Raw genomic sequence first — 12853 nt, 5'->3', positions numbered from 1 at the left:
ATGACGCCACGCTGCTTCATCATAACTTAAACGTTGACCAGACTGGGGCGTGATCCGACGGTTTTTCCATGCTGCGGATATCGTAATCAATGCCACTCTCAATACAGCGCGAGGCGAGCGGCTGGCTCGCCAGCAGCAGATCGATGCGCAGACCGCGATTGTCGTCAAAGCCTTTCGAGCGGTAATCAAACCATGAGAAACGATCGTTGGTTTCCGGGAACTTATCGCGCCAGGTGTCAACCAAACCCCACTGCAGCAAGCGATCCATCCACTCACGCTCTTCAGGCAGGAACGAGCACTTGCCGGTGCGCAGCCAGCGTTTACGATTATCTTCACCAATGCCGATGTCAAAATCAGTGCTGCTGATGTTCATGTCACCCATGATCAACACCGGTTTATCCACGGCCAACTGCTGCTCAAGATAGCTTTGCAGATCGCGATAAAACTTCTCTTTCGCCGGGAACTTGGTGGGATGGTCGCGGCTTTCACCCTGCGGGAAATAACCGTTGATAACGGTGATATCGCCAATTGGACTCGGGATTTCCGCCATGATTATACGGCGCTGAGCATCTTCATCATCGCCGGGAAAACCGCGTGAGACGTTGACTGGCTCAGCTTTGGTTAGCAGCGCTACGCCGTAATGACCTTTCTGCCCGTGATAAAACACGTGATAACCGAGTTTGCTGACGTCTTCGAGCGGGAACATATCGTCATGCACTTTGGTTTCCTGCAAGCCGATGACATCAGGTTGATGCTGTTCAACCAGCGCGGCTAATTGATGAGGACGCGCACGCAAGCCGTTGATGTTGAAAGAGACAAATTTCATTTCGCTGCCATTTTTATCCGCAAAAGTATGGCGCGATGGTAACGAGTTTTTGGGCAAAAGTCATGGTGATAAGCGGGAGAAAACAGCGATTAAAGCAGAAGGGGAAAACATGTGATGGTGGTGGGAGAAGGATTCGAACCTTCGAAGTCTGTGACGGCAGATTTACAGTCTGCTCCCTTTGGCCGCTCGGGAATCCCACCGGGGATATTACGTATTGTGGCTTTAAGCAGAGACGATTCAGATGGTGGTGGGAGAAGGATTCGAACCTTCGAAGTCTGTGACGGCAGATTTACAGTCTGCTCCCTTTGGCCGCTCGGGAATCCCACCACTGGCCTGAATCATTGCGTCTTAAAGCGGGGCGCATCATAACAAATGCGCTCAGCCTGTAAAGCGCCGTCACTGAAAATAAAAACTGTTTGCCCACTTTTTACGCGTGGCGCTGAAAGGTTGTGCAGTTCAGCGCCGAAGTGGTTAAAGAATGATCGTGCGGTTACCGTAAACGAATACGCGCTGGCCTAACACTTTATACAGCGCGCGGCTCAACACATTCTTCTCAACGTCGCGTCCTGCACGCATCATCTCTTCTGCGGTGTAGCTGTGGTCGACGTTGATCACGTCCTGCATGATGATTGGGCCTTCATCGAGGTTATCGTTCACGTAGTGCGCGGTAGCGCCAATGATTTTTACGCCACGCTCATAAGCCTGATGATAAGGACGCGCGCCAATGAACGCCGGCAAGAAGGAGTGGTGAATATTGATGATTTGATTTGGATAACGTTGCACGAAGGCGGGCGTCAACACGCGCATATATTTCGCCAGCACCACGTAATCAGGCTGATAACGGTCAATTTCGTCCGCCATGCGGTTATCGTGCTCTTCACGCGTGTGGCCTTCGTGGCTCACCAACACAAACGGAATATCGAAACGTTCCACCAATGAACGCAGCGTTTCGTGGTTACCGATGACTGCAGCAATCTCCATATCCAGACCGCCAAATGCGCTTTTCATCAGCAGATCGCCAAGGCAATGCGCCTCTTTGGTCACCAGAATCACCACACGACGACGACCGGCACTTTGCAGTTCACGCACAGAACCGACTGGCAGCGCGCTATCGAGATCGGCCAGCAAGGTGTTGTCGTTGAAAATGCCTTCCAGCTCGGTGCGCATGAAAAAGCGCCCGGTACGGTGATCAACAAACTCATTGTTCTGCACAATGTTGAGTTCGTGCTTGTAGCAAATGTTGGTGATCTTGGCGATCAAACCTTTCGCATCAGGGCAAATGGTTCGTAAAACTTTTCGTTGGATGGTTTGCGCTTGCATCTCGATCAGAGTCCTGTCAAAGCGATGAATGGTAAAGCCGTTGTGAATACCCGTCATACTTTGCGCTGCAGCTGCGTTGGCTGCGCATGCTCACCCCAGTCACTTACTTTTGTAAGCTCCTGGGAATTCACATACTTGCCGCCTTGCTGCAACTCAAATTATTTAGGGTCTATCTGTCCAGATTAACCACAACATTTTTTGTATTTTTTATCGGCGCCACAAGGACAGCGATCGTTACGTCCCAACTCAGGCGTTGTTCCGTCGACATAGTACCAGCGTTGATCCTCGCGAAGAAAGCGCGAACATTCATAGATGGCTGAAGTGCGGCCTTTTTCGAGGTAACGCGCAAAAAACGTCACGAAGGCTTCATTCTCGTGGCTTCCATGATTACAACGAGTTACATTCAAGCCCAGCCATTCAGTACCGCTAAAACTTTCGGATAATAACGTCTCAAGGTCAGCCACGCGTTTACTGGAGTGCCAGGTTTTTGCCAGCCACGCGGCATCTTTCACGACGTAGGCGGTATAGCGTGAGCGCATCAATTGCTCCGCGCTGGACGGGTTCGTTTGGCCATTCAGAAAGGGTTGGCAACATAGGCTATACTCCTTTCCGCTGCAGCAAGGGCACTTTTCAGACACGTCATCTCCTGGAAGTGATTAAAGTAAATTAAAGCGTGCGCTATGGTAGCCGACTGTCAGGCGTGATGCTACGTACCATGCCAATCATGAGGTGAGATGAGAAAAGTCAGAATCGGGCTGGCACTAGGTTCAGGTGCTGCCAAAGGTTGGTCGCATATCGGCGTGATCAATGCGCTGGAACGCGCGGGGATTGAAATCGATGTGGTGGCGGGATGTTCTGTTGGCGCGTTGGTCGGCTCGGCTTACGTGAATGGACGGCTGGGCGTGATGGAAAAATGGGTAAGCGCATTCCGTTACTGGGACGTCATCCGACTGATGGATCTTTCGTGGCAGCGCGGCGGTCTACTGCGCGGCGATAGGGTGTTTAGTCATATTCGCCAGCTGATTCCTAACGATCTGATCGATGAGTGCGACAAGCCGTTTGGCGTGGTGGCAACCAACCTGAGTACCGGACGTGAAGTGTGGTTAACCGAGGGCGATTTGCATCAAGCTGTGCGTGCGTCCTGTAGTATGCCAGGCTTATTACCACCCATCGCTTACAATGGATATTGGTTGGTGGACGGTGCGGTGGTGAATCCTGTACCGATCTCATTAACCCGCGCATTAGGTGCTGACATCGTTATCGCCGTGGATTTACAGCATGACGCACACCTGATGCAGCAAGATCTATTGTCAGTCACGCCGCAAAGCGGTGAAGAGGCGGCGGCAGTTGAAGCGCTGAGCTGGGGAAAAAAACTGCGTCAACGCCTGATTGGCCTGACGCAACGCCGTGCTAATCAAACGCCGGGTGCGATGGAGATTATGTCGACATCCATCCAGGTTCTGGAAAATCGCCTGAAACGTAACCGCATGGCGGGCGATCCGCCGGATGTGCTGATTCAGCCGTTTTGTCCACAAATTTCCACACTGGACTTCCATCGTGCAGAAGAAGCCATCGCGGCTGGCAAGGCCGCCGTTGAGAAAAAAATGGATGAACTATTACCGCTGGTCCGTGGCAGATAGTCAGGTTGTTCATTCACAGGTGTTGCTACTTCAGCCAATTCTGAAAGGCGCAACTGCATTTTATGAACCACTATTGAATTATCTGGTACGCAGGGGGAGAGAATGGAAAAACCGCTAATCGGCAAAAAGATACTCATTGTCGAAGATGAGGTCGTTTTCCGTTCATTGATAGACAATTTATTAACCAGCTTGGGCGCCAGTACGCTTGAGGCGGGAGATGGCGTTGATGGCTTAACATTGTTGTCGGCGCAGTCAGTGGATCTGGTTATTTGCGATCTTGAAATGCCGCGTATGGGCGGTATCCCGTTCGTTGAGCGTCTTCGCACTCGCGGCAACAATGTGCCCATTCTGATTATCTCCGCCACACAAAATATGGCGGATATCGCCCATGTGTTGCGTTTGGGCGTGCAGGATGTGCTGCTCAAACCGCTCAAAAATCTTGAACGTTTCCGTGAAGCGGTGTTTGAGTGTCTCTATCCCTCAATGTTTACCTCCAAAGTGGAGGAGGATGAGCAGCTATTTCAGGATTGGGATGCGCTGGTCAGCGATCCGCTGGCGGCCTCTAAATTACTTAAACAGCTTCAGCCGCCGGTACAGCAAACCATCGCCAATTGCCGAATCAATTACCGCCAGCTCACCATGGCGGAACAGCCGGGCTTAGTGCTGGATATCGCGGCGCTGTCTGATAACGATTTGGCATTCTATTGCCTTGATGTGACACGCGCTGGTGATAATGGCGTGTTAGCCGCGCTGTTACTGCGCGCGCTGTTTAATGGCTTGCTGCAGGAGCAACTCTCCGGCCAGAAGCAGCGATTGCCTGAATTAAATGGGTTGCTACGGCAGGTCAACATGCTGTTGCGGCAAGCCAATCTCAGCGGTCAGTTCCCGTTGCTGGTGGGCTATTACCACCGCCAGTTGAAAAATCTGATCCTGGTTTCAGCAGGACTCAACGCTACATTGCATATCAATACTCATCAAATCCAACTCAGTAATGGTGTGCCACTTGGTACTATGGGCAGCACCCATCTCAATCAAATCAGTCAACGTGCCGACGCCTGGCAGTGCCATATTTGGGGCGCTGGGGGCAGGCTACGTTTGATGCTATCAGCTGAAGAATGACCAGTCGGATTTAAATTTTCCACGGGTTGAAGACAGGACCAGGGGCAAGCTTTACACTTGGGTAATAGTCCTAAATTCCGTGGATTAACTTCTTCCAGGATAAATCCACCTGATAGTAACTGATATACTCATTTCGTTTTTAAACTGACATATCAAGTATTAACTTGAACGGCCTATTAAGAGAGGTATTTTGATGTCTGCCTATAAGACTAAAGTTAAAAAAGCGGTAATCCCAGTTGCAGGCCTCGGCACGCGTATGCTGCCTGCGACCAAAGCTATTCCAAAAGAGATGTTACCGCTGGTCGATAAGCCGTTGATCCAGTATGTCGTAAATGAGTGCATTGCAGCAGGCATTAACGAGATTGTGCTGGTTACACACTCTTCTAAAAACGCCATCGAAAACCACTTTGATACCAGTTTTGAGCTGGAATCTATGCTGGAAAAACGTGTTAAGCGTCAGCTGCTGGATGAAATCCAGTCAATCTGCCCTCCACACGTCACCATCATGCAGGTTCGTCAGGGTATCGCGAAAGGTCTGGGCCACGCAGTAATGTGTGCACATCCGCTGATTGGTGATGAGCCATTCGCCGTAATCCTGCCAGACGTAATCATCGATGAATACGAATCTGACCCAACCAAAGACAACCTGGCAGAGATGCTGGCGCGCTACGAAGAGAGCGGCCGCAGCCAGATCATGGTTGAGCCAGTTGCGGATGTAACCGCTTACGGTGTGGTTGACTGCCAGGGTGCTGATCTCTCTGCAGGTCAGAGCGCGCCAATGGTTGGCGTGGTTGAGAAGCCTAAAGCTTCTGAAGCCCCATCAAACCTGGCCGTTGTTGGTCGTTACGTGCTGTCTGCTGAAATCTGGCCACTGCTGGCGAAAACACCTCCAGGTGCAGGTGGCGAAGTTCAGCTGACTGACTCCATTGCGATGCTGATGGAAAAAGAGACCGTTGAAGCTTATCACCTGAACGGTGTTAGCCATGACTGCGGTAACAAACTGGGTTACATGCAAGCGTTTGTTGAGTACGGCGTTCGCCATCCAGTCCTGGGTAAAGATTTCACTCAGTGGCTCGAAGGCGCGGTAGGCAACAAAAAGTAACTCAATAAACACAGGATAATTCAATGAAAGTCACTGTATTTGGTATCGGCTATGTCGGTCTGGTTCAGGCTGCGGTGTTGGCCGAAGTCGGACATGACGTTCTCTGTATTGATGTCGACGAAAAGAAAGTCGAGAACTTAAAGAAAGGCAATATTCCGATCTTTGAACCGGGCCTGACGCCACTCGTTATGTCCAATTATGAGTCGGGTCGCCTGAAGTTCAGCACGAATGCGGAAGAGGGCGTTAATCATGGCGTGATGCAGTTTATCGCCGTGGGTACGCCACCGGATGAAGACGGTTCTGCCGATCTGAAATATGTGACAGCTGTTGCGCGCACAATCGCGCAGCACATGAACGATCACAAAGTTGTTATCGACAAATCAACTGTACCCGTAGGTACAGCGGATCGCGTTCGTGCGGTGATGACTGAAACTTTGCAAAAGCGTGATGTGAACATCGCCTTTGACGTGGTTTCAAACCCGGAATTCCTCAAGGAAGGTGCAGCAGTTAATGACTGTATGCGTCCTGAGCGTATCGTTGTCGGTACCGATAATGATGAAGTGGTTGAGCTGCTACGCGAGCTGTATGAGCCGTTCAACCGTAATCATGATCGTATGATTTTGATGGATATCCGCAGTGCAGAGCTGACCAAATATGCGGCTAACTGCATGCTGGCAACCAAAATCAGCTTCATGAACGAGATCTCTAACCTGGCAGAACGTCTGGGAGCCGACGTTGAGAAGGTTCGCCAGGGTATCGGTTCAGATTCACGTATCGGTTATCACTTCATCTATCCTGGCTGCGGCTATGGTGGTTCTTGTTTCCCGAAAGACGTGCAGGCACTGATTCGTACTGCTGAGTCAATTGGTTACACTCCGCGTCTGTTGCAGGCGGTTGAAGACGTTAACGATTCGCAGAAGAACAAGCTGCCAACCTTTATTAAGCGTCATTTTGGCGACGATCTGCGCGGCAAAACCTTTGCTTTGTGGGGATTGGCGTTCAAACCGAACACTGACGACATGCGTGAAGCCTCCAGCCGCGTGCTGATGGAAACACTGTGGGAAGCCGGTGCAACGGTTCAGGCGTTTGACCCAGAAGCGATGGACGAAGCGCAACGCGTTTATGGTCATCGTAACGATCTGAAGTTGATGGGCACCAAAGAAGCAGCGCTGCAGGGTGCGGATGGCTTAGTTATCTGTACTGAATGGCAAAACTTCCGTGCACCAGATTTTGACGTCATCAAAAGTGCGTTAAAAGAACCCGTGATTTTTGATGGTCGTAACCTGTATGATCCAGAGCGTATCAGCAAGCGCGGTTTCACGTACTATGCAATCGGCCGCGGAGCATCAATTAAAATCGTAGAATAATGAGGGATGTATGAAGTTTCTGGTCACCGGCGCGGCAGGTTTTATTGGATTTCACGTCAGTCAGCGCTTGCTGGCCGCTGGTCACCAGGTTGTCGGTATCGATAACCTGAATGACTATTATGATGTTAGCCTTAAGCAGGCCCGTTTAGACCAGAACACACAACATTCTGATTTTATTTTCGTAAAAATGGACCTGGCGGATCGCCAGGCCATTTCTTCTTTATTCGCTGAGCATGCGTTTGAACGCGTTATTCATTTGGGCGCTCAGGCTGGCGTACGTTATTCGATCGAAAATCCCCATGCTTATGCCGAAGCAAATTTAATCGGTCATCTCAATATTCTTGAAGGCTGCCGCCATCATAAAATCGGCCACCTTCTTTATGCCTCATCAAGTTCAGTTTATGGCCTGAATCGCAAAATGCCTTTTTCAACAGACGATTCCGTTGACCATCCGGTTTCACTCTATGCGGCCACTAAAAAAGCTAACGAATTGATGTCGCATACCTATTCACATCTTTATCAATTGCCCACTACAGGATTACGCTTTTTCACCGTTTATGGTCCGTGGGGCCGTCCGGATATGGCGCTGTTCAAATTTACCCGCGCGATGTTAGCGGGTGAACAAATTGACGTTTATAACAACGGACAAATGACGCGTGACTTCACTTATATTGATGACATTGCAGAAGCGATCGTACGTTTGCAGGATGTAATTCCTCAACCGGATGATAGCTGGACAGTTGAAGCTGGTTCGCCTGCAAGCAGTTCGGCACCTTATCGCGTTTACAACATCGGCAATAGCCAGCCGACCAGCTTAATGACCTATATTGAGTCGCTGGAAAAAGCATTGGGCATTGAAGCGAAGAAAAATATGCTGCCAATGCAACCCGGCGACGTGCTGGGTACCAGCGCTGATACACAACCTCTGTATCAGGCGATCAATTTCCGTCCTCAAACTAGCGTTGAGCAGGGTGTGCAGCATTTTGTTGATTGGTATCGCCGCTTCTATCAACAATAATTAAGCATTAAAAAAGGAAGCCATTGGCTTCCTTTTTCTTACCTGGTCAAAGTGAATTAGTGGTGAACTAATTACAATTCTGAGCGCTGGAATGATTACAGTAGGAAATCGTCCAGTTGTTTACCTTGTTCTTCAATTGCTTTTTTAATCACAGCAGGCGTGCGGCCCTGGCCAGTCCAGGTGCGGTTTTCACCGTTTTCATCAACGTAAGAATATTTAGCGGGGCGCGCAGCACGCTTGGCTTTACCCGGAACTTTTGTTTCAGATAATGCCTGCAATAGCTCATTTGGGTCGATGCCATCGGCAATCAGCATCTCGCGATATTGTTCAAGCTTGCGTGTGCGCTCTGCATTTTCCGCTTGTGCATGAGTATCATCTTCACGACGCTCATTGACCACAACTTCGAGTTTTTCCAGCATCTCTTCCAATGTTTCCAGAGAGCATTCCCGAGCCTGTGCGCGCAATGTACGGATATTATTAAGAATTTTAAGTGCTTCGCTCATTGTCCTAATCTCAAAATATAATAAATGGAGGTTGTTCTGCCGACTCATAATAGTGGTGCAAAAAAATAACTGCAATAGCCGGATTTAAAAGCAAAACGTAAAAATAAAAAAGGAGTGCGATTTTATAACGCTATTCAGAATATATTTACTTATCTGGCAATCTTTTTTAACTGGCTTAGTAGGCTGAACGCTTAGCCCACGCTAATCCTGACGCTTCGGCTTTAATTAAAACGAATGAAATATCGGCTTAATCGCTACTTTGTCAAAACGTGCTCTCTTTTTTGGGCGCAGTGATATCCATCTTGATGGTGATGTTAATTTGAGCAAATGATAAAAATAATGCATCGCTACAGGTATACAGCTTTATGGTAAACTGCGGCGCAACAGATATAGGCTACGATGAGATTTTCTAATGGCTCAACTTTATTTTTATTACTCTGCGATGAATGCGGGTAAATCAACGGCTTTGCTGCAATCTTCTTATAATTACCACGAGCGCGGGATGCGATCGCTGGTTTATACCGCCGAGATCGATAACCGCTTTGGTGCAGGCAAAGTCAGTTCACGCATCGGTCTTTCGTCTCCTGCATTTTTATATAACGATGAGACAAGGCTCGATGAGGAAATAGCGGCAGAACATGCGAAGCAACCCGTGCATTGTGTGTTAGTCGATGAAAGCCAGTTCCTCACGCGCGAACAGGTGAAAGCGTTATCTGATGTTGTCGACAATCTGGATATTCCGGTGCTTTGCTATGGCTTGCGCACGGATTTCCGTGGAGAGCTGTTTGTAGGCAGCCAATATTTGCTGGCATGGGCGGATAAGCTGGTTGAGCTTAAAACCATCTGCCATTGTGGCAGAAAAGCCAGCATGGTCCTTCGTCTCGATGCAAAGGGTAAACCCTTTAGCGAAGGCGAGCAGGTGGTGATTGGTGGCAATGAGCGCTATATATCGGTCTGCCGTAAACATTATAAGCAGGCGATTGATGAAGGTTCCCTTCAGGCGATTTACGGCTCACAATCCCCGCAGGGTTAACTGCTCAGCAAGCCATAAAAAAACCCGCCGAAGCGGGTTTTTTGTTTAAAGCGCTTTACGCTTTCTTCATTTTCTTATCAACTTTTACTTCGGCTTTAACTTCTTCAGCTTTCTCATTCAGTGACTCAGAGAATTCACGGCCGTAGAAGGTATCCAGCATGATTTGTTTTAACTCAGCAATCAGCGGATAGCGTGGGTTCGCACCGGTACATTGGTCATCGAATGCATCCTCAGCCAGCTTGTCAACTTTCGCAAGGAAGTCCGCCTCTTGCACACCCGCTTCGCGGATAGAGGTTGGGATGCCCAACTGCGTTTTCATCTCTTCAAGCCAGGCGAGCAGTTTTTCAATTTTCTGCGCGGTACGGTCGCCAGCGGCGGAGAGTCCCAGATGGTCGGCAATCTCGGCATAACGACGACGTGCTTGTGGACGATCGTACTGGCTGAAAGCCGTCTGCTTGGTCGGGTTGTCATTGGCGTTGTAGCGAATGACGTTTGAAATCAGCAGGGCGTTTGCCAGACCATGTGGGATATGGAACTCAGACCCCAGTTTATGCGCCATTGAGTGACACACACCCAGGAAGGCGTTAGCGAACGCAATCCCCGCGATAGTCGCTGCATTGTGAACACGTTCGCGAGCCACAGGATTTTTCGCGCCATCGCGATAGCTGGCAGGCAGGTTCTCTTTCAGCAGTTTCAGTGCTTGCAAAGCCTGGCCGTCAGAATACTCGTTCGCTAATACGGAAACGTAGGCTTCAAGTGAGTGCGTCACCGCATCGAGACCACCGAAGGCGCAGAGTGAACGCGGCATATCCATCACCAGGTTGGCGTCAACAATCGCCATGTCTGGTGTCAGAGCATAATCCGCTAATGGGTATTTCTGGCCGGTCGCATCATCAGTCACCACGGCAAATGGTGTGACTTCAGAACCGGTACCGGAAGTGGTCGTGATGGCAACCATGCGCGCTTTGACGCCCATTTTCGGGAACTTATAGATGCGTTTACGGATGTCCATAAAGCGCAGTGCCAACTCTTCGAAATGCGTTTCAGGATGTTCGTACATCACCCACATAATTTTTGCTGCATCCATCGGTGAACCACCGCCGAGTGCGATAATCACATCAGGTTTAAAGCTGTTCATCTGCTCTGCACCTTTACGAACGATGCTCAGCGTTGGGTCAGCTTCAACTTCGAAGAAGACTTCGGTTTCGATACCGTGTGATTTCAGTACGCGAGTCACCTGGTCGGCATAGCCGTTATTGAACAGGAAGCGGTCGGTAACGATAAAGGCGCGTTTGGCACCGTCAGTTGCCACTTCTTCCAGAGCAATCGGCAGTGAGCCACGACGGAAGTAAATAGACTTCGGAAGTTTATGCCACAACATATTCTCAGCTCGCTTGGCCACGGTTTTCTTGTTTATGAGATGTTTTGGTCCCACGTTTTCAGAAATGGAGTTACCGCCCCATGAACCACAGCCCAGCGTCAGTGACGGAGCCAGTTTGAAGTTGTACAGATCACCGATACCGCCTTGTGACGCCGGTGTATTAATCAGAATACGCGCGGTCTTCATTTTGTCGCCGAAGTAGTGCACGCGTTCGATTTGGTTATCCTGGTCGGTATACAGGCATGAGGTGTGGCCGATACCGCCCATTGTTACCAGTTTTTCAGCTTTATCTACCGCGTCGTGGTAATCCTTCGCACGGTACATCGCTAAGGTTGGAGAGAGTTTTTCATGTGCGAAAGGCTCAGACTCATCAACCAGTTTCACTTCACCGATCAGAATCTTGGTAGTTGCAGGCACGCTAATTCCGGCCAATTCGGCAATCTTCGTCGCTGGCTGGCCTACAATCGCCGCATTCAACGCGCCATTCTTCAGAATGATATCCTGAATGGCTTTCAGCTCTTTACCTTGCAGCAGGTAGCCACCGTGGCTGGCAAAACGCTCTCGAACCGCGTCATAAGCCGAATCAACTACAATCACGGATTGCTCAGAAGCACAAATCACACCGTTATCGAAGGTTTTCGACATCAGGATAGACGCGACGGCGCGTTTGATATCCGCTGTTTCATCAATCACGACTGGCGTGTTACCTGCACCTACACCAATTGCCGGTTTACCGGAACTGTATGCAGCCTTCACCATGCCCGGACCGCCGGTTGCAAGGATCAGGTTTATATCGGGGTGATGCATTAACTGATTAGAAAGCTCGACAGAAGGGGTATCGATCCAGCCGATAATATCTTTTGGTGCACCCGCCGCAATCGCCGCTTGCAGCACAATGTCTGCGGCTTTATTGGTTGCATCTTTCGCACGTGGATGTGGCGAGAAGATAATGCCATTACGGGTTTTCAGGCTAATCAGCGCTTTGAAAATAGCCGTAGAAGTTGGGTTGGTGGTTGGAACGATACCGCAGATCAGGCCAATCGGTTCAGCAATGGTAATGGTGCCGAAGGTGTCATCAGTGGCGAGGATACCGCAGGTTTTTTCATCTTTGTAAGCGTTGTAGATGTATTCAGAAGCAAAGTGGTTCTTGATCACTTTATCTTCAACAATACCCATGCCTGATTCGGCAACGGCCAGCTTGGCCAGAGGAATTCGTGCGTCTGCAGCAGCAAGTGCGGCAGCGCGGAAGATGGCATCAACTTGTTCCTGACTGAAATTAGCATACTCACGCTGTGCCTTTTTTACACGCTCAACCAGTGCATTAAGTTCGGCAACATTAGTAACGGCCATAGTGCTCTCCTGAAGGAAGTTAAACTCTTTTAGTAAACAAGCCTGAATCCAGAAGTATAGTCACGCTATGCTTATATTTTGGTCAGGTTGGCGACTGTTTTGCCTTTGCTTACTAAAAGGGTTTCCTTGTCAAGATTTTTAAGCGTCAGGAAGTTGTTTCGACGGGGTAAGATTACCCCTGATGGGGTAGGTAA

At 49.5% G+C, this 12853-nt stretch carries 11 protein-coding genes and 2 tRNA genes; 6 read left to right on the top strand and 7 right to left on the bottom strand.

Annotation, left to right across the window (positions count from 1 at the left end; all coding sequences use genetic code 11):
- Window positions 1-19: 19 nt before the first annotated feature.
- The 5 genes from xthA to NR302_RS10475 all read right to left on the bottom strand — a co-directional run bounded on the left by xthA (window position 20) and on the right by NR302_RS10475 (window position 2784).
- Window positions 20-826, bottom strand: coding sequence for an exodeoxyribonuclease III (gene xthA, locus NR302_RS10495; RefSeq protein ID WP_008110344.1), 807 nt, complete (start codon window positions 824-826; stop codon window positions 20-22).
- Window positions 827-941: 115 nt separating this feature from the next.
- A tRNA-Tyr gene (locus NR302_RS10490) sits at window positions 942-1026 on the bottom strand.
- A 42-nt stretch (window positions 1027-1068) separates the two neighbouring features.
- Window positions 1069-1153: transfer RNA gene (locus NR302_RS10485), tRNA-Tyr, on the bottom strand.
- A gap of 144 nt (window positions 1154-1297) precedes the next feature.
- Entirely contained in the window at window positions 1298-2146 is an 849-nt protein-coding gene (gene purU, locus NR302_RS10480) for a formyltetrahydrofolate deformylase (RefSeq protein ID WP_036648946.1), read from the bottom strand.
- Between the two features lie 182 nt (window positions 2147-2328).
- Window positions 2329-2784 carry a YchJ family metal-binding protein gene (locus NR302_RS10475; protein WP_036648929.1) on the bottom strand — a complete coding sequence of 152 codons (456 nt, stop codon included), beginning with the start codon at window positions 2782-2784 and terminating at the stop codon, window positions 2329-2331.
- Window positions 2785-2880: 96 nt separating this feature from the next.
- Between NR302_RS10475 and rssA the strand changes: the two genes are divergently transcribed.
- The 5 genes from rssA (at window position 2881) to NR302_RS10450 (ending at window position 8392) form a co-directional block, all read left to right on the top strand.
- Window positions 2881-3786: a patatin-like phospholipase RssA gene (gene rssA / locus NR302_RS10470; protein WP_008106599.1), complete on the top strand. Its 906-nt coding sequence runs from the start codon at window positions 2881-2883 to the stop codon at window positions 3784-3786.
- A gap of 102 nt (window positions 3787-3888) precedes the next feature.
- Window positions 3889-4905, top strand: coding sequence for a two-component system response regulator RssB (rssB, locus tag NR302_RS10465; RefSeq protein ID WP_061718765.1), 1017 nt, complete (start codon window positions 3889-3891; stop codon window positions 4903-4905).
- Window positions 4906-5098: 193 nt separating this feature from the next.
- Window positions 5099-6007 carry a UTP--glucose-1-phosphate uridylyltransferase GalU gene (gene galU / locus NR302_RS10460; protein ID WP_008106595.1) on the top strand — a complete coding sequence of 303 codons (909 nt, stop codon included), beginning with the start codon at window positions 5099-5101 and terminating at the stop codon, window positions 6005-6007.
- Between the two features lie 23 nt (window positions 6008-6030).
- The gene (locus NR302_RS10455; protein WP_008106593.1) at window positions 6031-7374 is read left to right on the top strand and encodes a UDP-glucose/GDP-mannose dehydrogenase family protein; all 1344 of its coding nucleotides are present in this window, start codon (window positions 6031-6033) and stop codon (window positions 7372-7374) included.
- Between the two features lie 10 nt (window positions 7375-7384).
- Window positions 7385-8392 carry an NAD-dependent epimerase gene (locus NR302_RS10450; RefSeq protein WP_154156331.1) on the top strand — a complete coding sequence of 336 codons (1008 nt, stop codon included), beginning with the start codon at window positions 7385-7387 and terminating at the stop codon, window positions 8390-8392.
- A gap of 95 nt (window positions 8393-8487) precedes the next feature.
- Here NR302_RS10450 and hns read toward each other — a convergent pair whose 3' ends face one another.
- Complete coding sequence (hns, locus tag NR302_RS10445; protein WP_008106589.1) at window positions 8488-8895, bottom strand: histone-like nucleoid-structuring protein H-NS; 408 nt, start codon at window positions 8893-8895, stop codon at window positions 8488-8490.
- Window positions 8896-9307: 412 nt separating this feature from the next.
- Here hns and tdk point away from each other — a divergent pair, with 412 nt between their 5' ends.
- On the top strand, window positions 9308-9928 hold the full coding sequence (tdk, locus tag NR302_RS10440) for a thymidine kinase (RefSeq protein ID WP_258143415.1): 621 nt from the start codon (window positions 9308-9310) through the stop codon (window positions 9926-9928).
- Window positions 9929-9983: 55 nt separating this feature from the next.
- Here the strand turns inward: tdk and adhE are convergent, their stop codons facing one another.
- Entirely contained in the window at window positions 9984-12659 is a 2676-nt protein-coding gene (adhE, locus tag NR302_RS10435) for a bifunctional acetaldehyde-CoA/alcohol dehydrogenase (RefSeq protein WP_179450679.1), read from the bottom strand.
- Window positions 12660-12853 lie beyond the last annotated feature (194 nt).

Origin of the sequence: Pantoea sp. SOD02 (assembly GCF_024707505.1) — a bacterium.
Classification (GTDB): domain Bacteria; phylum Pseudomonadota; class Gammaproteobacteria; order Enterobacterales; family Enterobacteriaceae; genus Pantoea; species Pantoea symbiotica.
The sequence above is the reverse complement of the archived record's forward strand: the minus strand, read 5'-3'. Positions and strand labels throughout refer to the sequence as shown.

Bases quoted from the DNA above. Each gene is read 5' to 3' on its own strand.
- xthA (WP_008110344.1), bottom strand. From the start codon at position 826: ATGAAATTTGTCTCTTTCAACATCAACGGCTTGCGTGCGCGTCCTCAT.
- purU (WP_036648946.1), bottom strand. From the start codon at position 2,146: ATGCAAGCGCAAACCATCCAACGAAAAGTTTTACGAACCATTTGCCCT.
- rssA (WP_008106599.1), top strand. From the start codon at position 2,881: ATGAGAAAAGTCAGAATCGGGCTGGCACTAGGTTCAGGTGCTGCCAAA.
- rssB (WP_061718765.1), top strand. From the start codon at position 3,889: ATGGAAAAACCGCTAATCGGCAAAAAGATACTCATTGTCGAAGATGAG.
- galU (WP_008106595.1), top strand. From the start codon at position 5,099: ATGTCTGCCTATAAGACTAAAGTTAAAAAAGCGGTAATCCCAGTTGCA.
- NR302_RS10455 (WP_008106593.1), top strand. From the start codon at position 6,031: ATGAAAGTCACTGTATTTGGTATCGGCTATGTCGGTCTGGTTCAGGCT.
- NR302_RS10450 (WP_154156331.1), top strand. From the start codon at position 7,385: ATGAAGTTTCTGGTCACCGGCGCGGCAGGTTTTATTGGATTTCACGTC.
- hns (WP_008106589.1), bottom strand. From the start codon at position 8,895: ATGAGCGAAGCACTTAAAATTCTTAATAATATCCGTACATTGCGCGCA.
- tdk (WP_258143415.1), top strand. From the start codon at position 9,308: ATGGCTCAACTTTATTTTTATTACTCTGCGATGAATGCGGGTAAATCA.
- adhE (WP_179450679.1), bottom strand. From the start codon at position 12,659: ATGGCCGTTACTAATGTTGCCGAACTTAATGCACTGGTTGAGCGTGTA.